Origin of the sequence: Pseudomonas tructae (assembly GCF_004214895.1) — a bacterium.
Classification (GTDB): Bacteria; Pseudomonadota; Gammaproteobacteria; order Pseudomonadales; family Pseudomonadaceae; genus Aquipseudomonas; species Aquipseudomonas tructae.
Genome location: NZ_CP035952.1, coordinates 214,879 through 236,491 on the forward strand (window position 1 = coordinate 214,879; position 21,613 = coordinate 236,491).

Genomic DNA, 21,613 nt, shown 5'->3' on the forward strand with positions numbered 1-21,613 from the left:
TGGCCGCTCTCGTGATTATTACAGTGGCGACCATCAAAGAGAGGCTTTGTACTGGAGCGAGGTGCCAGCATGCAAGCCGGATCGGGCAATCATGCTAAGCTCGGCGCTTCTCTGGCCTGTTATTCGATACCGACGTGCCGTACGAAACATTGCAAGCACCCGCTGCACTCTGGTTGCAGCACCCTGACGTGGCAGACAGCCCCCCGCCAGCGACCCGCGACTGGTTGTACGACCAGGGCTCCCTGACCCGCCGCCTGATTCAATTATCCGCCGATCACTTTTCTGTGACACCCCTTTGCGAGGGTTGGCAGTGCCTGCGCAACGACGAATGCCTGGCCCTTGAGCTGCCGTTGGGCAGCGAAGGCTGGGTGCGCGAGGTGTATCTGCGCGGTCATGGCCAGCCCTGGGTATTCGCCCGCAGCGTGGCCGCGCGCAGTTCGCTGGAAAGTGGAGGCCTGGATCTGGAAGCCCTGGGCAGCCGCTCGCTGGGCGAGTTGCTGTTCTGTGAGCAGGGTTTCGTCCGCCGGCCCATCGAGGTCTGCCACTATCCGCACGCCTGGCTGCCGCTGGAGCAGAGCCATGAAGGCTTGTGGGGACGCCGCTCGCGCTTCGACCGCGGCGCCATGAGTGTGCTGGTGGCCGAGGTGTTCTTGCCTACACTGTGGACTGCCGCCGAAACACCTTCGGAGACCCGCTGATGTATCTGCAGTTGCTCAAGTCGCTCAATCGCCTGCACCCAAGGGCCTGGGACTTCATCCAGCTCAGCCGGATGGACCGCCCTATCGGCATCTACCTGCTGCTGTGGCCAACGCTTTCGGCGGTGTGGATTGCCGCCAAGGGCGCGCCGACGCTGGCCCATGTGCTGATCTTCACCCTTGGCGTGGTACTGATGCGCGCGGCCGGTTGTGCCATCAACGACTTTGCCGACCGCAAGGTCGATGGCCACGTCAAACGCACCGCCGATCGCCCCCTGGCCGCCGGCAGGATCAACGCCCGCGAAGCACTGACCCTGTTTGCCGTGCTGGTCGGGGTGAGTTTCCTGCTGGTGCTGTGCACCAACGCCACAACTGTGTGGCTGTCGTTCGGCGCGGTGGCGCTGGCGGCCTGCTACCCGTTCATGAAGCGCTACACCTACTACCCGCAGGTGGTGCTGGGCGCAGCATACTCCTGGGGCATCCCCATGGCCTTCACCGCGGCTACCGGCGAGTTGCCGGCCATCGCCTGGCTGCTGTACATCGCCAACCTGCTGTGGACCGTGGGCTACGACACCTATTACGCCATGGTCGACCGCGACGACGACCTGAAAATCGGGGTCAAATCCACCGCGATCCTGTTCGGCGAGGCCGATCGGGTGATCATTCTGACCCTGCAGGTACTGTCACTGGGTTGCCTGCTGCTGGCCGGCAATCGCTTCGAACTGGGCGCCTGGTTCCACCTCGGGCTGGTAGCGGCGCTGCTGTGCTTTGCCTGGGAGTTCTGGGCCACGCGCAAGCTGGACCGCGAGTCGTGCTTCAAGGCCTTCTTGCACAACCACTGGGCGGGGTTGCTGGTGTTTGTCGGGATCGTGCTGGACTACAGCTTCTGACTTTTCGCGGGGCAAGCTCGCTCCTACCGGTACAGTGGGAGCGGGCTTGCCCCGCGATAACGCAATTACGGCTTGGCAACATGCCAAACGTCTTTCATGCCATCTCCCGTCATATCCCCCGCCTTCTTGTCCTTGACGAAGGTGTACAACGGCTTGCCGTCATAGGCCCATTGCATCGAGCCGTCATCGCGCTTGATCTGCGTCCACTTGCCCTCGGCCTTTTCACCGGCATCCACCTTCAACGGCGGCCAGTTGCTGGCACAGTCACCATTGCACATGGATTTTCCGCCAGCATCCTTGTCGAAGGTGTACAACGTCATACCGCTATGGTCGACCCACATGCCGTCTTTCTCCATGGCATGATGGGCCAAGGCTACTCCTGGCAGTGCCAAGGATACTGCTGCGCAGAGGGCCATCCAGTTCAGCGTATGTCGTGTCATTGGATTCACCGTAATTCTCGGGAGAGGGACTCTAAGCCTAGCCCAGTAACCGAATGTTGCTGCGAAGGCTCCCGAGCTGTCACACGACTGCAATAATTCCGTTATCTAATGCGGGCCAAGACACCTTTAATGGAAGAGGTTTAAGCATGGTTGGCAGGAACATTCTGATCGTTGACGACGAAGCGCCAATTCGCGAGATGATCGCCGTTGCATTGGAAATGGCCGGCTATGACTGCCTGGAAGCGGAAAACTCCCAGCAGGCCCACGCCATTATCGTCGACCGCAAGCCGGACCTGATCCTGCTCGACTGGATGCTCCCGGGCACCTCAGGCATCGAGCTGGCCAGGCGCCTCAAGCGTGATGAGCTGACCGGCGACATCCCGATCATCATGCTTACCGCCAAGGGCGAGGAAGACAACAAGATCCAGGGCCTGGAAGTGGGCGCCGATGACTACATCACCAAGCCATTCTCGCCGCGCGAGCTGGTGGCGCGGCTCAAGGCCGTGCTGCGCCGCGCAGGCCCAAGCGATGGCGAAGCGCCGATCGAGGTCGGCGGCCTGCTGCTCGACCCGATCAGCCACCGTGTGACCATCGACGGCAAACCGGCCGAAATGGGCCCGACCGAATACCGTTTGCTGCAGTTCTTCATGACCCACCAGGAGCGCGCCTACACCCGCGGCCAACTGCTGGACCAGGTCTGGGGCGGCAACGTCTATGTCGAAGAGCGCACGGTCGATGTGCACATCCGCCGCCTGCGCAAGGCGCTGGGTGATGCCTACGAAAATCTGGTACAAACCGTCCGCGGCACCGGTTACCGCTTCTCTACCAAGAGCTGAGAAAGCTGCAAGCTGCAAGCCTCAAGCTGCAAGAAAGAGCAAAAGCAAACGCAGATCCGCTTCAACCTTGCAGCTGATCCGCTAAGGATTCCAATTGAACCAGAACTGGCATGGCACCCTGATTCGCCACATGCTGTTGCTGATCACCGTCTGCCTGCTGGCCGGCCTGATCAGCGGCTACTATGGCTGGAGCCTGGCCCTGGGCCTGGCGATCTACCTGGGCTGGACCCTCAAGCAACTGCTGCGCCTGCACGAATGGCTGCGCCTGCACAAACCCGATGAAGCACCGCCCGACGGCTATGGCTTGTGGGGCGAAGTGTTCGACAGCATCTATCACCTGCAACGCCGCGACCAGCGCGTACGCGGGCGCCTGCAGGCGGTGATCGATCGGGTGCAGGAGTCGACCGCCGCGCTCAAGGATGCGGTGATCATGCTCGACAGCGATGGCAACCTGGAGTGGTGGAACCGCGCCGCAGAAACCCTGCTGGGCCTCAAGACCCCGCAAGACAGCGGCCAGCCAGTGAGCAACCTGGTGCGCCACCCGCGCTTCAAGGAGTACTTCGAGCAGGAGAACTACCTCGAACCGCTGGAAATCCCCTCGCCGATCAATGACCGCATGCGCGTGCAGCTGCACATCACCCGCTACGGCAACAACGAGCACCTGATGCTGGTCCGCGATGTCACTCGCATCCACCAGCTGGAGCAGATGCGCAAGGACTTCGTCGCCAACGTTTCCCACGAGCTGCGTACGCCGTTGACGGTGATTGCCGGCTACCTGGAAACCCTGCTCGACAACGTCGAAGAGGTCAACCCGCGCTGGGTTCGCGCCCTGCAACAGATGCAACAGCAAGGCGGGCGCATGCAGACCCTGCTCAATGACCTGCTGTTGCTGGCCAAGCTGGAAGCCACCGACTACCCCTCGGATAACCAGCCAGTGGCCGTCGATACCCTGCTGCAATCGATCAAGGGCGACGCCCAGGCGCTGTCCGGGCAACGCAACCAGCGCATCAGCCTGGAAGCCGAGCCGGGTATCCGCCTCAAAGGCAGCGAGGCGGAGCTGCGCAGCGCCTTTTCCAACCTGGTGTTCAATGCAGTCAAGTACACCCAGGATGAAGGCCAGATCCGCATCCGCTGGTGGGCCGACGATCAGGGGGCGCACCTGAGCGTGCAGGACTCGGGCATCGGCATCGACCCCAAGCACCTGCCGCGCCTGACCGAGCGTTTCTACCGGGTCGACTCCAGCCGTGCCTCCAACACCGGCGGCACCGGCCTGGGCCTGGCGATCGTCAAGCACGTGCTGTTGCGCCATCGCGCCCGTCTGGAAATCAGCAGCGTGCCGGGCCACGGCAGCACCTTTACCTGCCATTTCTCCCCGGTTCAGATGGCCGCGCGCCAGGCCTCCTGAACAGCCGCCCTTTAAATTTGCGCAGTCAGCCGCTACATTGGCTGACTCGCGCCAGCACATGCTGGCATTGCTGCATTCCCTTTCTTATAAGACGGACCCTGTAAAACTCCATCATGGACCCTTCCCCTGGTTTCAACCTCGCTGCACTTTTCGCCGACTTCGGCATGATTCTTTTTGCTTTGCTGCTGGTTCTGCTCAACGGCTTTTTCGTTGCCGCCGAGTTCGCCATGGTCAAATTGCGCTCGACCCGCGTCGAGTCGATCGCCGAGCAACACGGCTGGCGCGGGCAGATCCTGCGCACCGTACACAGCCAGCTGGATGCCTACCTGTCTGCCTGCCAACTGGGTATCACCCTGGCCTCGCTGGGCCTGGGCTGGGTCGGTGAGCCGGCTTTCGCGCACCTGCTCGAGCCGCTGCTGGCCGCGGTCGGCGTCGAATCCCCGGAAGTGATCAAGGGCATCTCGTTCTTCAGCGCCTTCTTCGTCATCTCCTACCTGCACATCGTCGTCGGTGAGCTGGCACCCAAATCCTGGGCGATCCGTAAACCCGAACTGCTGTCGCTGTGGACGGCGGTACCGCTGTACCTGTTCTACTGGCTGATGTACCCGGCCATCTACCTGCTCAACGCCAGCGCCAATGCCATCCTGCGTATTGCCGGCCAGGGTGAGCCTGGGCCGCACCACGAACATCACTACAGCCGTGAAGAACTCAAGCTGATCCTGCACTCCAGCCGTGGCCAGGATCCGAGTGACCAGGGTATGCGTGTACTGGCTTCGGCAGTGGAAATGGGCGAACTGGAAGTGGTCGACTGGGCCAACTCCCGTGAAGACATGGTCAGCCTGGATGCCAATGCGCCGCTCAAGGAAATCCTCGCGATGTTCCGTCGGCACAAGTTCAGCCGCTACCCGGTACTCGATGCCGAGCGCGGTGAGTTCATCGGCCTGCTGCACATCAAGGACCTGTTGCTGGAGCTGGCCGACCTGGACCATATCCCCGAGTCGTTCAACCTGGCTGAGCTGACCCGCCCGCTGGAGCGCGTGTCGCGGCACATGCCGCTGTCGCACTTGCTTGAGCAGTTCCGCAAAGGCGGCGCGCATTTCGCCCTGGTCGAGGAAGCCGACGGCAAGGTGATCGGCTACCTGACCATGGAAGACGTGCTCGAAGTGCTGGTTGGCGATATCCAGGACGAACACCGCAAGGCCGAACGCGGCATTCTCGCCTACCAGCCAGGCAAGCTGCTGGTACGCGGCGACACGCCGCTGTTCAAGGTCGAGCGCCTGCTCGGCGTGGACCTTGACCATATCGAGGCGGAAACCCTCGCTGGCCTGGTCTACGAGACCCTCAAGCGGGTTCCGGAAGAGGAAGAGCTGCTGGAAGTCGAAGGCCTGCGCATCATCATCAAAAAGATGAAAGGGCCGAAGATCGTCCTGGCCAAGGTGCTCAAGCTCGATTGAGTCGCCTCAGGGGTTGCCGGCGGTAAAGTTCGGCAACCCGCCCACGGGCTGGTTGAACTGGTAGGGAATCGACTCCAGCGCCAGCCCGACGTTGCGCTGCACCACGAAGTGCAGGTGCGGGCCGCTGCTGTTGCCGGTATTGCCGGATTTGGCCAGCGGCGTGCCGTACACCACTCGCTGGCCTTCCCTGACCTGCACCGAGCCACGCATCAGGTGCAGGTACACGCCCATGGTGCCGTCTTCGTGGAGGATCCGCACGAAGTTGCCCGATGGGTGGCTGCCTCGGCCGCTCTGGCTGTTTTCGGTCTTGATCACCACCCCTGCCCTGGCGGCGATGATCGGCGTGCCTTCGGGCATGGCGATGTCCATGGCGTAACGCCCCTTGGGCCCGAAGTGGCTGTAGCGGCCGTTCGGCCCCTGGCTCAGGCGAAAGGGCCCGCCTCGCCAGGGCAAGGGGTAGCGAAAGGCTTGTTGACGTTGGGCGGGGTTGCCCAGGGCGTAGGTAAACTTTTCCTTGTAGCTCACAGGCCTGCCGGGCTGCCTTGCACTGAGCAAGGTCAACGGCAGCGTAGTGCGCGCCGGTATGACCCGACGTATCAGCCGCGCTGCCCCACCCTGCACATTGCCCAGCCGATCCAGACGCAGCTCCACTTCGACCGGTGCGTAAGTGTCGTTGCGCGCATTGAAGCGCACGCCCCCGGCAAACCTGCTGGCCTGTAGCTGCACCTGGGTGTCCAGTTGCTCAACCATCCGGTCGCCAAAGACCAACACCCGCCCACCCGGGATCGGACGATCGGAATACGACACCACGCCATAAGCGTCGGTGCTTTTGTAGAGGGTCATGGCCAGCACAGGGTCGCAAGCCATGAGCAAGGCGCAGAACAGCAGCGTGCGTGCAGGCATGAGTAGTGGCTTTTTGACAGTTGGTGATCTGTCGAAGACTAGCAGCGGATTGGGGCGGGGGTATGGCGAGAGTGTTTCAGGGGTGTGCAGATAGACGAGCGGTGTAAGCAGGAACTCTGTGGGAGCGGGCTTGCCCCGCGAAGAGGCCCGCCCAGATCGCGGGGCAAGCCCGCTCCCACAGATGTGATCAGGCACCCGGCACGAAGTGCTTCTGTGCCGAACCGCGAGCGATCAAGCGCGACAGGTAGTCGAGCTTCTGGGCATCCTGGTCGACGAACTTGAAGGTCAGTTGCAGCCAGTCGCTGTCCGGCTTGGGTTCCAGCGCGGCAATGGCATGCAGGTAGCCATTAAGGCGGGCGACCTCGGCGTTGTCGCCCTGCTCCAGGTCGAGTACGGCGCCTTCAAGTACCTGAGGCAGGGTTTCGCCACGACGCACCACCAGCAGCGCTTCCTTGAGGCTCAGGGCCTTGATCACGCAAGGCTGAACACCGCTTGGCAGGCGCAGTTGGCCCTGGCCACGACCTGTCGGCGCCGCAGCTACTGGTTTGGGCGCGTTGATCAACGGTTTGCCCGCGGCCACGGGGGCTGCTGCGGGCGCTGCCGGCTTGACTGTTTCGGCACGGCCGCCAGTCAGGGCGCTCAGCGAGTCGTTGGCAAAGGCCGACGTAGCACGGGTCGGTGCACTGGCCAGCAAAGTATCGAGCTTGCCGGCCTTGGTCAGGGCTTTCTTCACCTTGGTCAGCAGTTGCTCGTTGGTGAACGGCTTGCCGACAAAGTCCGAGACCCCGGCCTGAATCGCCTGGACCACGTTCTCCTTGTCGCCACGGCTGGTCACCATGATGAACGGCATGGTCTTCATCGATTCCTGCTGACGGCACCAGGTCAGCAGTTCGAGGCCGGACATTTCCGGCATTTCCCAGTCGCACAGGACCAGGTCGAAGGTCTCACGGTTCAGCAACGCCTGGGCCTTGCGGCCGTTGACTGCATCTTCAATGACAATACCGGGGAAATAGTTACGCAGGCACTTCTTTACCAGGTCGCGAATGAACGGCGCATCATCCACAACCAACACACTGACTTTACTCATCGCCACTCCTATTGAATCCCGACTAGCATAACGCTGACTGATGGCCATTTGCCAAACACTGGGTCACGCCGGGACTCGTTGTTTCGTTCGCGGCTGCCTCACCCGCAAACGAAAACGCCCGGCGTGGGCCGGGCGTTCATTCTCGGGCAGTCTTAGTTATCGTCAGATTTGCCCGGAACATTAGCGCTTTCAGCACTGCCCTGAACCTCTTCCTGCATACGCTTGAGGCCCAGGTGACGCACGTCGGTACCGCGCACCAGATAGATCACCAGCTCGGAGATGTTGCGCGCATGGTCACCGATGCGCTCCAGCGAGCGCAGGGCCCAGATCACGCTGAGAACACGCGAGATCGAGCGTGGATCTTCCATCATGTAGGTGACCAGCTCGCGCAGGGCGGTCTTGTACTCACGGTCGATGGTTTTGTCGTACTGGGCGACCGACAGCGCCAGGTCGGCGTCGAAACGGGCAAAGGCGTCCAGAGCATCACGGACCATGTTGCGCACCTGATCGCCAATATGGCGCACTTCGACATAACCGCGCGGCGACTCACCCTCTTCGCACAACTGGATGGCGCGGCGAGCGATCTTGGTCGATTCGTCGCCGATACGCTCCAGGTCAATCACCGACTTGGAAATGCTGATGATCAACCGCAGGTCGGACGCCGCCGGCTGGCGCCGGGCAAGAATGCGCACGCACTCTTCGTCGATGTTGCGCTCCATCTGGTTGATCTGCTCGTCGACTTCACGCACCTGCTGGGCCAGGCCCGAGTCGGCCTCGATCAGCGCGGTGACCGCGTCGTTGACCTGCTTCTCGACCAGGCCGCCCATCGCCAGGAGGTGGCTGCGAACCTCTTCAAGTTCGGCGTTGAACTGCTGGGAGATATGGTGGGTAAGGCTGTCTTTATCGATCATGGGGAATCCTTGGAGCGTCCGGTAGGTGCGATCAGGCGGCGTTCAGTCATTGAAACCTAGCCATACCGGCCGGTGATGTAGTCTTCGGTCTGCTTCTTCGCCGGGTTGGTGAACAGCGTGTCGGTGTCACCGTATTCCACCAGCTTGCCCATGTACATGAAGGCGGTGTAGTCCGAGACTCGCGCCGCCTGCTGCATGTTGTGGGTAACGATGACGATGGTGTACTTGGACTTGAGCTCGTAGATCAGCTCTTCGACCTTCAACGTCGAGATCGGGTCGAGCGCCGAGCACGGCTCATCGAGCAGCAGCACTTCCGGTTCAACGGCGATGGTACGGGCAATCACCAGACGTTGCTGCTGACCACCGGACAGGCCCAACGCCGACTCGTGCAGACGGTCCTTGACCTCCTCCCACAGCGCGGCCCCCTTGAGTGCCCACTCCACGGCTTCGTCGAGCACACGCTTCTTGTTGATGCCCTGGATGCGCAAGCCGTAGACCACGTTTTCGTAAATGGTCTTGGGGAACGGGTTGGGTTTCTGGAACACCATACCCACGCGGCGACGTAGCTCGGCCACGTCCTCGCCCTTGCGGTAGATGTTGTTGCCGTCGAGGTTGATTGCCCCTTCCACACGGCAACCGTCAACCAGGTCGTTCATTCGGTTAAAGGTACGCAACAAGGTCGACTTGCCGCAGCCAGACGGGCCAATGAAGGCGGTCACACGCTGCTTGGGGATGTTCAGGCTGACATCGAACAGCGCCTGCTTCTCGCCGTAGTACAGGCTCAGGCCGGGTACTTCGATGGCCACGGTTTCATTGGCCAGTTGCAGGCTCTGCTTGGCGCGGCCCAGGGCAGACATATCGATGCCGTGGGTATGGGATTCATGCTGCATCATGTTCTCTCCGTCTGTAGCTGCAAGCTTCAAGCTGCAAGCTGCAAGAAAGGGCAAAGCGGCACAGCCAGTAGCTTGCCGCTTGTGGCTTAAATTAGCTGTCCAGCGCCTTGTACTTCTCGCGCAGGTGGTTACGAATCCATACCGCCGACAGGTTCAGGGTGGCGATTACCAGCACCAGCAGCAGCGCAGTGGCGTACACCAGCGGCCGCGCAGCCTCGACGTTCGGGCTCTGGAAGCCGACGTCATAGATGTGGAAGCCAAGGTGCATGATCTTCTGGTCCAGGTGCAGGTACGGGTAGTTGCCGTCCACTGGCAGCGAAGGCGCAAGCTTGACCACACCCACCAGCATCAGCGGCGCCACTTCACCGGCGGCACGGGCCACGGCGAGAATCATGCCGGTCATCATTGCCGGGCTGGCCATCGGCAGGACGATCTTCCACAGCGTCTCGGCCTTGGTCGCACCGAGCGCCAGCGAGCCTTCGCGGATCGTGCGTGGAATTCGCGCCAGACCTTCTTCGGTGGCCACGATCACCACCGGAACCGCCAGCAGCGCCAGGGTCAGCGAGGCCCAGAGCAGGCCCGGAGTACCCAGGGTCGGCGCCGGCAAGGCTTCGGGGAAGAACAGCTGGTCGAGCGAGCCACCCAGCACATAGACGAAAAAGCCCAGGCCGAACACGCCGTAGACGATCGCCGGTACACCGGCCAGGTTGTTCACCGCGATACGGATCAAACGGGTCACCGGACCCTGACGCGCATATTCACGCAGGTACACCGCCGCCAGCACGCCGAACGGTGTGACGATCACCGCCATGATCAGGGTCATCATCACGGTACCGAAGATCGCCGGGAAGATCCCGCCTTCGGTGTTGGCTTCACGCGGATCGTCGCTGAGGAACTCCCAGACCTTGGCGAAGTACACACCCAGCTTGGTGAAAACGCCCATGCCGTTAGGCTGGTAGGCATGCACCACCTTGCTCAGGTTGATCTCCACTTCGCGGCCATTGCCGTCACGGGCCACCAGGCTGTCACGATCGAACTGCTGGTGCAGGCCGCTCAGGCGCTCTTCGATAGCCTTGTAACGGTTGTTCAGCTCGGCGCGCTCGGCTTCGATGTCGGCCTGGGCGGCGGCGTCCAGCTTGCCGTCAAGTTCCAGCTTGCGGGCATGCAGACGCAGACGCTCGAGGCCGTAGTTGATCGCACCGATGTCTTTCTTCTCAAGCTTCTGCAGCGCGCCAGCCAGTTGGTCGGCGCGCTTGAGGCGGCTTTGCAGCTCGTTCCAGGCGGCCTGGCCTTGGGCGACGACCTTGCCGTCTTCCTTGACGCTGACCAGGTAGCCGTAGAAGTTGCCCCACTCGCGGCGCTCCAGGGCAATCAGGTCGACCGGCTTTTGCTGGTCGGTCAGCCATTCGCCGACCACCCAGGTGAAGTCACTGCCGTTGAGGTCGCGGTTACCGACCTTGATCAGCTCGCGGGTCATGAACTCCGGGCCTTCGTCAGGCACCGGCAAGCCGGCACCCTTGAGACGGGCGCGGGGCACTTCTTCCTTCTGCACCACTTCGCCGATGACGATGTGGTTGGCCTGGCCAGGCACGTTGTAGCTGGCTTGCAGCAGGTCGGCCGGCCAGAAGTGACCGAGGCCGCGCACGGCGATCACGGCGAGCAGACCGATGGTCATGATCACCGCGATGGCGACCGCGCCACCGCTCATCCAGACGCCGGGGGCGCCGCTCTTGAACCAGCTTTTGAGGGAATCCTTTTTCACGGATCGCTACCTTTCTATCAAAGCGACGAGTATTTCTTGCGCAGACGCTGGCGAATCAGCTCGGCCAAGGTGTTCATCACGAAGGTGAACATCAGCAGCACCAGCGCGGCGAGGAACAGCACGCGGTAATGACTGCCACCGACTTCCGACTCAGGCATCTCCACCGCAACGTTGGCCGCCAGGGTGCGCATACCTTCGAACAGGTTCATTTCCATGACCGGGGTGTTGCCGGTTGCCATCAGCACGATCATGGTTTCACCCACGGCGCGGCCCATGCCGATCATCAGCGCCGAGAAGATCCCCGGGCTTGCGGTCAGGATGACCACGCGGGTCAGGGTCTGCCACGGCGTGGCACCGAGTGCCAGCGAACCCAGGGTCAGGCTGCGCGGCACGCTGAACACGGCGTCTTCGGCGATCGAGTAGATGTTCGGGATCACCGCAAAGCCCATGGCGATACCCACTACCAGGGCGTTGCGCTGGTCATAGGTGATGCCCAGGTCGTTGGTAATCCACAGGCGCATGTCGCCGTCGAAGAACCAGGTCTCGATGAACGGGCTCATGTACAGCGCGAACCAGCCAGTGAAGAGGATCACCGGGATCAGGATCGCCGCTTCCCAGCCATCTGGCACCCGCAGGCGCAGCGACTCGGGCAGGCGGCTCCAGGCAAAGCCGGCGACCAGGATGCCCAGCGGCATCAACAGGAACAGGCTGAACACCCCAGGCAAGTGGCCCTCAAGGAACGGCGCCAGGAACAAGCCGGCGAAGAAACCGAGAATCACCGTCGGCATCGCCTCCATCAGCTCGATCACCGGCTTGACCTTGCGGCGCATGCCCGGGGCCATGAAGTAGGCGGTGTAGATGGCGGCGGCAATGGCCAGCGGGGCGGCGAGGATCATCGCGTAGAACGCGGCCTTCAGGGTACCGAAGGTCAGCGGCGACAGGCTCAGCTTGGGTTCGAAGTCAGTGTTGGAGGCGGTCGACTGCCAGACGTACTTGGGCTCGTCGTAGTTCTCGTACCAGACCTTGCTCCACAGCGCGCTCCAGGACACTTCCGGGTGCGGGTTCTTCAGCGACAGCGGCAGCAGTTTGCCGCCTTCTTCGATGATGATGCGGTTGGCCCGCGGCGACAGCGCCAGGATACCTGCGCCCTCAGCGGCCGGCTCGACCAGCAGGGTGCGGTGCGCGGTGCTGTGGAACACGCCGAGCTTACCGTCGGCATCGAGGGCGACAAAGCCCTTGCGACGCTCTTCGGCATCGATCTGCACGATTGGCGCCTTGCCCATCTGGAACTCACGAATGCGCTTGAAGCGCTGCTCGCCATCCGGGTCGCGGGCCATGAACCACTGGGCCAGGCCACCTTTGGAGTCACCGATGACCAGCGAGATGCCGCCCACCAGCTGGGTGCTGGCGGTGACTTCGGCATTGCCATCGTCAAGCAGCTTGTAGCGGCCGTTGAGGCTCTTCTCGCGCAGGCTGAAGACGTCAGCCTGGGCACGACCGTTGATCACATACAGCCATTGTTGGCGCGGGTCGATGAAGATGGCTTTGACCGGCTCGGTCATCTGCGGCAGCTCGATGCGGCTCTGCTCGCTGGTGACTTCGCCGGTCATCATGTTCTCTTCACGGCTCAGCGACACCACCTGCAGGTGCGCACCGGTAGAACCGGCCACCACCAGGGTTTCGCCATTGACGTTGAGGCTGACATGCTCCAGCGCCCGCCCCTGGTCATCCAGGGCGAACGGCTCCTGGCCATAGGGGAAGTCGACGGCCGGGGTGATGGTTTTCTTGTTGTCCGGGTAGGTGATCTTGTAGCTGTGGCTGAACACCAGCGCCTGACCATTGGACAGGCCCAGCACCACCAGCGGGTTACCCGGCTGGTCGGCACCGATCGAAGTGACCTGGGTACCGGCGGGTACCGGCAGCGCCACGCGCTCGAGCTCGGCACCGGTCTTGGTGTCGAAGAACAGCGCCTGGCCCTTGTCGGAAACCCGCATGCCGACCAGGTTCTGCTCTTCGAGCGCGATCATCAGTGGCTTGCCGGCATCCTGCTGCAGCCAGGTCGGTTCCAGGGCCTTCTTGCTGGTCAAGGTAGCGCCTTGGAACAGCGGCACGACCACGTAGGCCAGGTAGAAGAAGATCAGGGTAATTGCCGCCAGCACGGCAAGCCCGCCCACCAGTACATACCAGCGAGTCAGGCGATCCTTGAGCGCACGCATGCGCCGCTTGCGTTGCAATTCGGGCGTATTGAAATCAATCCGCACGGGGGGAGAATTTTGGGTCATGGTGGAGTTGGCCAGATCATTCATGCGCACACCCTAGCGGTCCCGTATGACAAAAACATGACAATGCAGTGACGCAAAAAAGCCCGCCGCGCAGGTACTCCTGGCAGCGGACTCGCAATGTGTGGCGAGACCGGGTCATTGACCGGGCCTCACCGGTCTCACTTACTTCTTCGCAACGTTGCCGTTGTGGTTCAGACCCAGGTCTGCCAGGGCTTTATCAACCACTTTGGCAGGCAGCGGGATGTAACCGTCTTTCACCACGACTTGCTGGCCGGCTTGCGACAGCACCAGCTTGACGAACTCGGCTTCCAGCGGGGCCAGAGGCTTGTTCGGTGCCTTGTTGACGTAGACGTAGAGGAAACGCGACAGCGGGTAGGTGCCGTTCAGGGCGTTGGCTTCGTTATCTTCAACGAAGGCACCGCCTTCTTTCTTGGCCAGGGCTACGGTCTTGACGCTGGCGGTCTTGTAGCCGATGCCCGAGTAACCGATGCCGTTCAGCGAGCTGCTGATCGACTGCACGACCGAAGCCGAGCCCGGTTGTTCGTTGACGTTAGGCTTGAAGTCGCCTTTGCACAGGGCTTCTTCCTTGAAGTAACCGTAGGTGCCGGATACCGAGTTACGGCCGAACAACTGCACTGGCTTGTTGGCCAGGTCGCCGGTCACACCCAGGTCACCCCAGGTTTTCACGTCGGCCTTGGCACCGCACAGGCGGGTCGAAGAGAAAATCGCATCGACCTGAGCCATGGTCAGGCCCTTGATCGGGTTGTCCTTGTGCACGAATACGGCCAAGGCGTCGACGGCAACCGGGATGGCGGTTGGCTTGTAGCCGTACTTCTGTTCGAAGGCCTGCAGCTCGACATCCTTCATCTTGCGGCTCATCGGGCCGAGGTTGGCGGTGCCTTCGGTCAGCGCGGGTGGCGCGGTGGAGGAGCCGGCAGCCTGAATCTGGATGTTTACGTTCGGATACTCCTTCTTGTAGGCCTCAGCCCACAGAGTCATCAGGTTGGCCAGGGTATCGGAACCGACGCTGGAGAGGTTGCCCGACACACCGGTGGTTTTGGTGTAGGTCGGAATAGCAGGGTCAACAGCGGCAACCGCATTGGCGGTGGCAACGCCAGCGGCGACGAAAGTCAGGGCCGCCATCAAACGCTTCAGTTTCATGCCTTGCTCCTAGCAGGAATTGGGGTGAGATGGATCGGGCCCAAGTATCTGCAGGCCGCATGACCACTCTATGAAACGAATGTGACAATTAGATGAATGGCCAGCATCCCACCCGACGCCCTCATAGGCCGATGCGCCGAGAAGCGCCACGAGATAGTTATCGAAGCGAACAAATCCAAGCCTCGGTCCTTGCGCTGGTGCCAGTAGCGAATGTATCAAAAATTGCCAGGGGCTCCTGGTCGCCTCTAAACAAAGCGCACACAAAAAGAAAACTTTATTTAGAAGTACCCCTATTAAATCAGTGCGAGGATATAAATCGTCATCACGCCACTTGTAGCCAAATATATGTAACCAAGAGAGCGAAACGATGAAACCCGAAGACAGCAATGAAGACTTGTTTACCGTACCCATAATTTCAGCCGAAGCCCTTGTGATAACGTTAAGAAAACATTATCCAATATTGAGCCCCAGCAAAATGAACGCGATCTTGCTGAGCGCACCCGCAATAAGCATCCCCGAACGCATTCTCCCGATGCACTTAACCGTACACAGAATGATCAGCGGGAAGGAAACTGATAATTCTACAGAGAAAGAAGCCGAAAACCTGCTCGCTGCCATTGACCGTTTCTTCGAGGCCCTAACAATTTCCAGCGATTATTCAAAAGCACAGATAGCGTCCTCGAAATATAACGCCATCAATCTCTTCAAAGAACAAGGATGGATAGCATGATCAAACTGACCGTCCATGAGTGGATCGCACGGCTGGGCACCCACCGTGATGAGCTTGTCGATCAGGGTATCCTGCCGGACCGTCCGCTCGATTATCTGTTCTACGGCCACGACACCTTAAGTGTTGTCGTAGAACCGGGCTTGGAGTTGGGGTTTTCAGCTAGCCCCGAAGTGCTTAGTTGTATACATGTAACAATATTAAGCACGTTATCCAATGAATTACCCTACAGCGGTGAGCTTCCCGAGCGATTACAAGACGTGCTGACCCAAAAAGCAGTCGGCAGAGCCCCTTACCGGTCCCAGCCGGCCGTACGGATGCCTTTGCCTTTGGGCGAAACCGGTGGCTGGGATGCCTTCATCTATGATGGCACCCGCTCACCTTCTGTATCAGTGATGCTCCAGTACACCAACGACTTGAATGTCTGTGATATGGCTTTTTTTCAAGGGAAGGTCAATCTACAACGCACAAGCAACTAAGTACTTGATTGCTGCCATACCCGCTTGCAAGTATGGCAGCAGACTTGGCCTGCCGGATTGACTCAGCGCTTACGCGCAAACAGGTATAGCCCTACCAGCAAGCCCACCACGCACAACCCTGCCACATAGTAAGCCGGCGCCATCGGGCTGACCTTGAGCAGCGCGGTCACTACCATCGGCGTCAGCCCGCCGAATATCGCGTAGGCCAGGTTGTAGGAGAACGACAAGCCACTGAAACGCACTACAGGCGGGAAAGCCTTGACCATGACGTAGGGCACAGCGCCAACGATGCCAACACACAAACCGGTCAGGGCATACAACGGGAACAGCCACTGCGGGTGGGTTGGCAGTGTGTGATAGAAGGTCCAGGAGGTCACCAGCAACGCCAGGCTGCCAACGATGAACACCCGGCCGGCGCCGAAGCGGTCGGCCAAGGCCCCAGTGCCGATGCAGCCGAGGCTGAGCAGGACGATGGCCAGGCTGTTGGCCTTGAGCGAGTCGGTCGGGCTGACCTGATACAGGCTCTGCAGCAGCGCCGGGGTCATCAGGATCACCACGACGATGCCTGCCGACAGCAACCAGGTCAGCAGCATCGACAGCACGATGGCGCCGCGATGGTCACGCAACACCGCGCGCAGCGGCACTTCTTCGGCCAGCGCCTTGCGCGCCTGCATTTCGGCGAACACCGGGGTTTCATGCAGCCAGCGGCGTAGGTACACCGCGAACAGGCCGAACACCCCACCGAGCAGGAACGGGATACGCCAGGCGTAATCGGCGACTTCCTGCTGGCTGTACACCGTGTTGATCAGTGTCGCCACCAGCGAACCGAGCAGGATCCCGGCGGTCAGGCCGGCCGTCAGCGTACCGCAGGCGTAGCCGGTGTTGCGGGCCGGTACGTGCTCGGAAACGAACACCCAGGCCCCCGGAACCTCGCCACCAATCGCCGCGCCCTGGATCACGCGCATCACCAGCAGCAGGATCGGCGCCCACAGGCCGATCTGCGCGTAGGTCGGCAGCAGGCCCATGATCAACGTCGGCACCGCCATCATGAAGATGCTCAGGGTGAACATCTTCTTGCGCCCCAGCAAGTCGCCGAAGTGGGCCATGACGATACCGCCCAGCGGCCGCGCCAGGTAACCGGCAGCGAAGATGCCAAACGTTTGCATCAAGCGCAGCCATTCAGGCATTTCGGCCGGAAAGAACAGCTTGCCGACCACCGTGGCGAAGAACACGAAGATGATGAAATCGTAGAACTCCAGCGCACCGCCCAAGGCGGAAAGCGACAGGGTCTTGTAGTCACTGCGGGTCAGCGGCCTCGAGGGCTGCGCGATAGTGCCGGGCACGGAGGTCATAGGTCTCTCTTGTTGGCATTTCTTATTGGGAGTGCAGGCCGCCTATGGCGCGGGTTTCGGCCTGGGAAGCGTCGAACGATAGCAAATTGCCGGAAAAAGCACATAGCAGTACAAATTCAATACAAGTATTCATGACTGCACGGTCGTCGCTGCGCTTTGGGCTCTATATACTGGCCGCTTGCAGAAAGAGGTTGGTGTTCTGAAGGATGTTGTGCGAAAACGCCGCTAGGTATGCTTAGTCGGTTTCGCAGAGTTTCCCTTCGCCGCCTGGCAAAGCGAAAGCAGCGTAGAATAGTTGTGCTGAATCGTTTTTCGAGGCGTCTGTCATAGCGCCAACCAACGAAGCGTCACGGGTCAGAGGCACCCCCGGCATGATTGAACTCGAACAAGAAGATCCTATCCCGCAAGGCGACCTGGCCTTGCAGATCACGGCATTGCCCCGTGAAACCAACGGTTTTGGCGATATCTTCGGCGGCTGGCTGGTCGCTCAGATGGACCTGGCCGGTACTGCCATGGCCAGCCGCGTTGCCGGTGGCCGTGTCGCCACCGTGGCCATTGACCGCATGGCATTCCTGGTGCCAGTGGCAGTCGGTGCGCAATTATCCTTCTATACCCAGACCCTGGAAATCGGCCGTAGCTCGATCCGGATGATGGTCGAGGTGTGGAGCGACGACCCGCTGTCCAGCGAATGGCGCAAGGTGACCGAGGCGGTGTTCGTATTCGTCGCCATCGACGGCAGCGGTCGTACCCGTTCGGTTCCTCCTCGTCGCTGAGACCGCTGCGCGGTAAACTCAAGGGTATGCAAGCGGTCCAAGACCGTACGGCAAACTTACGAGATAAAGCGCATGTCCACACCCAAGGTCGAATCCGAACAGCACGGCGAGCTCAATTGCTGGCGCATTACCAGCGATACCGCCGAACTGCTGGTCGCCCAGCAAGGCGCGCAGGTGCTGAGCTATCAACGCCTCGGCGAGCCACCTTTGCTGTGGCTCAGCGAACAGGCCATCTTCAAGCAGGGTAAATCCGTGCGCGCCGGGGTTCCGGTGTGCTGGCCGTGGTTTGGCAATTTCAAGCGCAATCCTGATGCCGTGCGCGCCATGTATCGCGAGGAAGACGGCCCGGCCCATGGATTGGTGCGCGGTCGCGACTGGCAACTGCTGGGGATCGACAGCAGCGGCGACGATATCCGCGTCGAATTCACCCTGCCCGACGCCCGGGGCGACCTCCCTGGCTGGCCCCACGATGTCGAACTCAAACTGACTATCGTCATGGGCGAACAGCTGAACATCACCCTCTCCAGCTACAACCAGGGCAACGACCAGATCACCCTCAGCCAGGCACTGCACAGCTATTTCGCCGTCAGCGATGTGCGCAAGGTGCAGGTAGAAGGTGTCGATGGCCTGAACTACATCGAGACCCTGGCCAACTGGGAGCAACGCACGCAGCAAGGCAACCTTGGCTTTACCGGGGAAACCGACCGTATCTACCTGCAGGCGCCTGATCAACTGAGCATTGTCGACCCGGCCTGGAACCGGCGCATTGTGCTAACCGCACAGGGTTCGCGCACGGCAGTGATCTGGAACCCCTGGACCGAGCGCGCTGCCGAGCTTGCGGACATGGCCGATGATGGTTGGCAGCGCATGCTGTGTATCGAGACTGCCAATGTGGTCGATGATCTGGTGACGCTGGCGCCAGGCGCAACTCATTCGATGAGCCTTACGATCGGCAGCCAGGCGCTCTAGATCGCTATCGCGGGGCAAGCCCGCTCCTACCCTGAGACACCTGTAGGAGCGGGCCCCGCGATCATTCAAAGATCGGCGTCTTCCACTACCCGCACCTTGGCCGCATCCATGGCATAAGCGGCATCGGCCAGGTCATTGCTGACTTTCTCGACCTTCAAGATGCCGTCGACCCACAGCGGTGTGTAGATATCGTCCAGCTTCAACCCCTTGGGGTAACGCACCATCACCAATTGGTTCGGCGGTGGAGGCGGCACGTGGATGCAGGCGCCCGGATAAGGCACGAGGAAGAACAGTGTGCTGTTGCCCTTGGCGTCGGTCTCCAGCGGCACCGGATAACCGCCCAGGCGGATGTGCTTGCCGTTCATGGCTGCCACGGTCTTGGTCGAGTACATCACCGCCGGCAGGCCCTTGCTCTGCTTCAGGCCACCTTTATCGGTGAAGGTGCCCATGGCTTCCGGGGAGTTGTGGTCGATTTCGGGCATCTGCTCAAGGGCTTTCTGGTCCGACTGGGGCATCAACTCCAGCCAGTCGGTTTCCGGCAGTTCAGCCCGGGCCAGACCGCTGAGTAGCAACAAGGAGAGGAGAATAACGCGACGCATGAAAAACGCTCGGCAACGATGGAATTCGGTGCCGAGCATTCTAGCCTGTCGTCAGCTCTTTTTGACGACCAGGCCGTAGATCACCAACAGGACAATCGCACCCACCAGCGCGCCGAGGAAACCCGCGCCCTGCCCGGCCTGATAGATGCCCAGCGCCTGGCCGCCGTAGGTCGCGGCAAGCGATCCGGCAATGCCCAGCAAAATGGTCATGATCCAGCCCATGCTGTCGTCGCCAGGCTTTAGAAAGCGTGCCAGCAGACCGACAATCAGGCCGATGAAGATGGTTCCGATGATACCCATGGCAATCCCTCTGAGTTGAATGGCGCATGCCAAAGCCTAGTCAGCGCTTTGGCATCCTGCCATCAGAGGGACAGCGGCGCGGGAAGGTTCCCTTCAGCCCTTGATCAGGGCTTCGACCTGCTGGATTTTCTGCTCCAGGGTCACCAGGTCGTCACAGCGCAAAGTGGCGTGACCCACCTTGCGCCCGACCTTGAAGGCCTTGCCGTAGTGATGCAGGTGGCACTCATCGATGGCAACCACCTTGTCTACCGCTGGCACTTCACCGATGAAGTTGAGCATGGCGCTTTCACCGACCTTGGCGGTCGAACCCAGCGGCAGGCCGGCGACGGCGCGCAGGTGGTTTTCGAACTGGCTGCACTCGGCGCCTTCGATGGTCCAGTGCCCGGAGTTGTGCACCCGCGGGGCGATCTCGTTGGCCTTGAGGCCGCCATCGACTTCGAAGAACTCGAACGCCAGCACACCGACATAGTCGAGCTGCTTGAGCACGCGGCTGGCGTAGTCTTCGGCCAGGCCCTGGAGCAGGTGGTCTTCGCTGGCCACCGACAGGCGCAGGATGCCGCTATCGTGGGTGTTGTGCACCAACGGGTAGAAACGGGTTTCGCCATCGCGGGCGCGCACGGCAATCAGCGAGACTTCGCCGGTGAACGGCACGAAGCCTTCGAGCAGGCAGGGGACGCTACCCAGTTCGGCAAAAGTACCCACGACATCTTCGGCCGTGCGCAGCACTTTCTGCCCTTTGCCGTCATAACCCAGGGTGCGGGTCTTGAGCACGGCAGGCAGGCCGATGCTGGCCACGGCGGCATCCAGGTCGGCTTGCGACTGGATATCGGCGAAGGCCGGGGTGGGGATGCCCAGGTCCTTGAACATGCTCTTTTCGAACCAGCGATCGCGGGCGATGCGCAGTGACTCGGCACTTGGGTAGACCGGCACGAACTGCGACAGGAAGGCCACGGTTTCAGCCGGGACGCTTTCGAACTCGAAGGTCACCAGGTCAACTTCGTCGGCCAACTGCCGCAGGTGGTCCTGGTCACCGTAATCGGCACGCAGGTGCTCGCCCAGGGGCGCCGCGCAGGCGTCCGGAGCCGGGTCGAGGAAAGCGAAGTTCATGCCCAGCGGAGTACCTGCCAGGGCCAACATGCGGCCCAGCTGGCCGCCACCGATTACACCGATTTTCATGCTTTTGACCTCAGGCCTGGCGCGGATCTGGATTGTCCAGAACGTTGTCTGTCTGCTCAGCGCGGAACTGTTTGAGCACAGTGTGGAACTGCGGGTGCTTGGCGCCGAGGATGCTCGCCGAGAGCAGTGCGGCGTTGATCGCACCGGCCTTGCCGATGGCCAGGGTGGCAACCGGGATGCCCGCTGGCATCTGCACGATCGACAGCAGCGAGTCGACGCCCGACAGCATCGACGACTGCACCGGCACGCCCAGCACCGGCAGGTGGGTCTTGGCCGCGCACATGCCTGGCAGGTGGGCAGCGCCACCGGCACCGGCGATGATCACTTCGATGCCACGGCCTTCGGCCTCTTCGGCATACTGGAACAGCAGGTCCGGGGTCCGGTGGGCAGATACCACCTTGACCTCGTAGGGAATGCCGAGTTTTTCCAGCATATCGGCGGTGTGGCTAAGGGTGGACCAATCGGACTTGGAGCCCATGATCACGCCAACCAGTGCACTCATCGTCGAGCCTCTTCTCT

The 21,613-nt window shown here is 61.2% G+C and carries 22 protein-coding genes; 9 read left to right on the forward strand and 13 right to left on the reverse strand.

Translation table 11 applies throughout. The features are described from left to right. The first annotated feature begins 134 nt into the window (after window positions 1–134). Entirely contained in the window at window positions 135–698 is a 564-nt protein-coding gene (locus tag EXN22_RS01065; protein ID WP_130262056.1) for a chorismate lyase, read from the forward strand. Beyond that, the gene (gene ubiA / locus EXN22_RS01070) at window positions 698–1,585 is read left to right on the forward strand and encodes a 4-hydroxybenzoate octaprenyltransferase (protein ID WP_130262057.1); all 888 of its coding nucleotides are present in this window, start codon (window positions 698–700) and stop codon (window positions 1,583–1,585) included. The genes EXN22_RS01065 and ubiA overlap by 1 nt, the downstream gene beginning before the upstream one ends. Before the next feature lie 65 nt (window positions 1,586–1,650). Here ubiA and EXN22_RS01075 read toward each other — a convergent pair whose 3' ends face one another. After that, a complete protein-coding gene (locus tag EXN22_RS01075) occupies window positions 1,651–2,025 on the reverse strand; it encodes a COG4315 family predicted lipoprotein (protein ID WP_130262058.1) in 375 nt (124 codons plus the stop codon). Window positions 2,026–2,171: 146 nt separating this feature from the next. On the opposite strand from EXN22_RS01075, the gene phoB reads away from it, so the two are divergent. The 3 genes from phoB (at window position 2,172) to EXN22_RS01090 (ending at window position 5,720) form a co-directional block, all read left to right on the forward strand. Beyond that, the gene (gene phoB, locus EXN22_RS01080; protein ID WP_010225936.1) at window positions 2,172–2,861 is read left to right on the forward strand and encodes a phosphate regulon transcriptional regulator PhoB; all 690 of its coding nucleotides are present in this window, start codon (window positions 2,172–2,174) and stop codon (window positions 2,859–2,861) included. Window positions 2,862–2,991: 130 nt separating this feature from the next. Continuing rightward, window positions 2,992–4,266 carry a phosphate regulon sensor histidine kinase PhoR gene (gene phoR / locus EXN22_RS01085; RefSeq protein WP_233281708.1) on the forward strand — a complete coding sequence of 425 codons (1,275 nt, stop codon included), beginning with the start codon at window positions 2,992–2,994 and terminating at the stop codon, window positions 4,264–4,266. Between the two features lie 113 nt (window positions 4,267–4,379). Then, the gene (locus EXN22_RS01090) at window positions 4,380–5,720 is read left to right on the forward strand and encodes a hemolysin family protein (RefSeq protein ID WP_130262060.1); all 1,341 of its coding nucleotides are present in this window, start codon (window positions 4,380–4,382) and stop codon (window positions 5,718–5,720) included. Between the two features lie 6 nt (window positions 5,721–5,726). Here EXN22_RS01090 and EXN22_RS01095 read toward each other — a convergent pair whose 3' ends face one another. The 7 genes from EXN22_RS01095 to EXN22_RS01125 all read right to left on the reverse strand — a co-directional run bounded on the left by EXN22_RS01095 (window position 5,727) and on the right by EXN22_RS01125 (window position 14,719). Further along, complete coding sequence (locus EXN22_RS01095; RefSeq protein WP_130262061.1) at window positions 5,727–6,623, reverse strand: peptidoglycan DD-metalloendopeptidase family protein; 897 nt, start codon at window positions 6,621–6,623, stop codon at window positions 5,727–5,729. A 187-nt stretch (window positions 6,624–6,810) separates the two neighbouring features. Beyond that, a complete protein-coding gene (locus EXN22_RS01100; protein WP_130262062.1) occupies window positions 6,811–7,710 on the reverse strand; it encodes a response regulator in 900 nt (299 codons plus the stop codon). A gap of 152 nt (window positions 7,711–7,862) precedes the next feature. Further along, on the reverse strand, window positions 7,863–8,621 hold the full coding sequence (gene phoU / locus EXN22_RS01105; RefSeq protein WP_130262063.1) for a phosphate signaling complex protein PhoU: 759 nt from the start codon (window positions 8,619–8,621) through the stop codon (window positions 7,863–7,865). A 56-nt stretch (window positions 8,622–8,677) separates the two neighbouring features. Then, window positions 8,678–9,511, reverse strand: coding sequence for a phosphate ABC transporter ATP-binding protein PstB (pstB, locus tag EXN22_RS01110; RefSeq protein ID WP_130266741.1), 834 nt, complete (start codon window positions 9,509–9,511; stop codon window positions 8,678–8,680). Window positions 9,512–9,605: 94 nt separating this feature from the next. Further along, window positions 9,606–11,222: a phosphate ABC transporter permease PstA gene (gene pstA, locus EXN22_RS01115; protein ID WP_177414048.1), complete on the reverse strand. Its 1,617-nt coding sequence runs from the start codon at window positions 11,220–11,222 to the stop codon at window positions 9,606–9,608. 71 nt (window positions 11,223–11,293) lie between these two features. Then, entirely contained in the window at window positions 11,294–13,582 is a 2,289-nt protein-coding gene (locus EXN22_RS01120; protein WP_130262065.1) for an ABC transporter permease subunit, read from the reverse strand. Window positions 13,583–13,720: 138 nt separating this feature from the next. Further along, complete coding sequence (locus EXN22_RS01125) at window positions 13,721–14,719, reverse strand: phosphate ABC transporter substrate-binding protein PstS (RefSeq protein ID WP_045199510.1); 999 nt, start codon at window positions 14,717–14,719, stop codon at window positions 13,721–13,723. Between the two features lie 367 nt (window positions 14,720–15,086). Here EXN22_RS01125 and EXN22_RS01130 point away from each other — a divergent pair, with 367 nt between their 5' ends. Continuing rightward, window positions 15,087–15,449 carry a hypothetical protein gene (locus EXN22_RS01130; protein ID WP_130262066.1) on the forward strand — a complete coding sequence of 121 codons (363 nt, stop codon included), beginning with the start codon at window positions 15,087–15,089 and terminating at the stop codon, window positions 15,447–15,449. Then, complete coding sequence (locus EXN22_RS01135; protein WP_130262067.1) at window positions 15,446–15,925, forward strand: DUF6392 family protein; 480 nt, start codon at window positions 15,446–15,448, stop codon at window positions 15,923–15,925. Before EXN22_RS01130 ends, EXN22_RS01135 begins: the two co-directional genes overlap by 4 nt. Before the next feature lie 62 nt (window positions 15,926–15,987). On the opposite strand, the gene EXN22_RS01140 is transcribed toward EXN22_RS01135, so the two are convergent. Continuing rightward, entirely contained in the window at window positions 15,988–17,277 is a 1,290-nt protein-coding gene (locus EXN22_RS01140) for an MFS transporter (protein WP_130262068.1), read from the reverse strand. Between the two features lie 371 nt (window positions 17,278–17,648). On the opposite strand from EXN22_RS01140, the gene EXN22_RS01145 reads away from it, so the two are divergent. Beyond that, window positions 17,649–18,050 carry an acyl-CoA thioesterase gene (locus EXN22_RS01145; RefSeq protein ID WP_130262069.1) on the forward strand — a complete coding sequence of 134 codons (402 nt, stop codon included), beginning with the start codon at window positions 17,649–17,651 and terminating at the stop codon, window positions 18,048–18,050. A 72-nt stretch (window positions 18,051–18,122) separates the two neighbouring features. Next, the gene (locus EXN22_RS01150; protein WP_130262070.1) at window positions 18,123–19,019 is read left to right on the forward strand and encodes a D-hexose-6-phosphate mutarotase; all 897 of its coding nucleotides are present in this window, start codon (window positions 18,123–18,125) and stop codon (window positions 19,017–19,019) included. A 65-nt stretch (window positions 19,020–19,084) separates the two neighbouring features. Here the strand turns inward: EXN22_RS01150 and EXN22_RS01155 are convergent, their stop codons facing one another. The 4 genes from EXN22_RS01155 to purE form a co-directional block, all read right to left on the reverse strand. Then, the gene (locus EXN22_RS01155) at window positions 19,085–19,618 is read right to left on the reverse strand and encodes a DUF3299 domain-containing protein (RefSeq protein WP_130262071.1); all 534 of its coding nucleotides are present in this window, start codon (window positions 19,616–19,618) and stop codon (window positions 19,085–19,087) included. Between the two features lie 51 nt (window positions 19,619–19,669). Continuing rightward, entirely contained in the window at window positions 19,670–19,918 is a 249-nt protein-coding gene (locus EXN22_RS01160; protein ID WP_130262072.1) for a GlsB/YeaQ/YmgE family stress response membrane protein, read from the reverse strand. A 93-nt stretch (window positions 19,919–20,011) separates the two neighbouring features. Next, window positions 20,012–21,094, reverse strand: coding sequence for a 5-(carboxyamino)imidazole ribonucleotide synthase (locus EXN22_RS01165; RefSeq protein ID WP_130262073.1), 1,083 nt, complete (start codon window positions 21,092–21,094; stop codon window positions 20,012–20,014). A gap of 10 nt (window positions 21,095–21,104) precedes the next feature. Continuing rightward, window positions 21,105–21,596: a 5-(carboxyamino)imidazole ribonucleotide mutase gene (gene purE / locus EXN22_RS01170; RefSeq protein WP_038615995.1), complete on the reverse strand. Its 492-nt coding sequence runs from the start codon at window positions 21,594–21,596 to the stop codon at window positions 21,105–21,107. Between the last annotated feature and the right edge of the window lie 17 nt (window positions 21,597–21,613).

Excerpts from the sequence above, each read along its gene's own strand:
- EXN22_RS01090 (WP_130262060.1), top strand. The coding sequence starts at position 4,380 with ATGGACCCTTCCCCTGGTTTCAACCTCGCTGCACTTTTCGCCGACTTC.
- EXN22_RS01140 (WP_130262068.1), bottom strand. The coding sequence starts at position 17,277 with ATGACCTCCGTGCCCGGCACTATCGCGCAGCCCTCGAGGCCGCTGACC.
- EXN22_RS01160 (WP_130262072.1), bottom strand. The coding sequence starts at position 19,918 with ATGGGTATCATCGGAACCATCTTCATCGGCCTGATTGTCGGTCTGCTG.
- pstA (WP_177414048.1), bottom strand. The coding sequence starts at position 11,222 with ATGAGCGGTGGCGCGGTCGCCATCGCGGTGATCATGACCATCGGTCTG.
- EXN22_RS01120 (WP_130262065.1), bottom strand. The coding sequence starts at position 13,582 with ATGAATGATCTGGCCAACTCCACCATGACCCAAAATTCTCCCCCCGTG.
- phoU (WP_130262063.1), bottom strand. The coding sequence starts at position 8,621 with ATGATCGATAAAGACAGCCTTACCCACCATATCTCCCAGCAGTTCAAC.
- EXN22_RS01125 (WP_045199510.1), bottom strand. The coding sequence starts at position 14,719 with ATGAAACTGAAGCGTTTGATGGCGGCCCTGACTTTCGTCGCCGCTGGC.
- purE (WP_038615995.1), bottom strand. The coding sequence starts at position 21,596 with ATGAGTGCACTGGTTGGCGTGATCATGGGCTCCAAGTCCGATTGGTCC.
- EXN22_RS01130 (WP_130262066.1), top strand. The coding sequence starts at position 15,087 with ATGAAACCCGAAGACAGCAATGAAGACTTGTTTACCGTACCCATAATT.
- EXN22_RS01145 (WP_130262069.1), top strand. The coding sequence starts at position 17,649 with ATGATTGAACTCGAACAAGAAGATCCTATCCCGCAAGGCGACCTGGCC.
- EXN22_RS01075 (WP_130262058.1), bottom strand. The coding sequence starts at position 2,025 with ATGACACGACATACGCTGAACTGGATGGCCCTCTGCGCAGCAGTATCC.
- EXN22_RS01165 (WP_130262073.1), bottom strand. The coding sequence starts at position 21,094 with ATGAAAATCGGTGTAATCGGTGGCGGCCAGCTGGGCCGCATGTTGGCC.
- phoR (WP_233281708.1), top strand. The coding sequence starts at position 2,992 with ATGCTGTTGCTGATCACCGTCTGCCTGCTGGCCGGCCTGATCAGCGGC.
- EXN22_RS01100 (WP_130262062.1), bottom strand. The coding sequence starts at position 7,710 with ATGAGTAAAGTCAGTGTGTTGGTTGTGGATGATGCGCCGTTCATTCGC.
- ubiA (WP_130262057.1), top strand. The coding sequence starts at position 698 with ATGTATCTGCAGTTGCTCAAGTCGCTCAATCGCCTGCACCCAAGGGCC.
- EXN22_RS01150 (WP_130262070.1), top strand. The coding sequence starts at position 18,123 with ATGTCCACACCCAAGGTCGAATCCGAACAGCACGGCGAGCTCAATTGC.
- EXN22_RS01155 (WP_130262071.1), bottom strand. The coding sequence starts at position 19,618 with ATGCGTCGCGTTATTCTCCTCTCCTTGTTGCTACTCAGCGGTCTGGCC.
- pstB (WP_130266741.1), bottom strand. The coding sequence starts at position 9,511 with ATGCAGCATGAATCCCATACCCACGGCATCGATATGTCTGCCCTGGGC.
- phoB (WP_010225936.1), top strand. The coding sequence starts at position 2,172 with ATGGTTGGCAGGAACATTCTGATCGTTGACGACGAAGCGCCAATTCGC.
- EXN22_RS01095 (WP_130262061.1), bottom strand. The coding sequence starts at position 6,623 with ATGCCTGCACGCACGCTGCTGTTCTGCGCCTTGCTCATGGCTTGCGAC.
- EXN22_RS01135 (WP_130262067.1), top strand. The coding sequence starts at position 15,446 with ATGATCAAACTGACCGTCCATGAGTGGATCGCACGGCTGGGCACCCAC.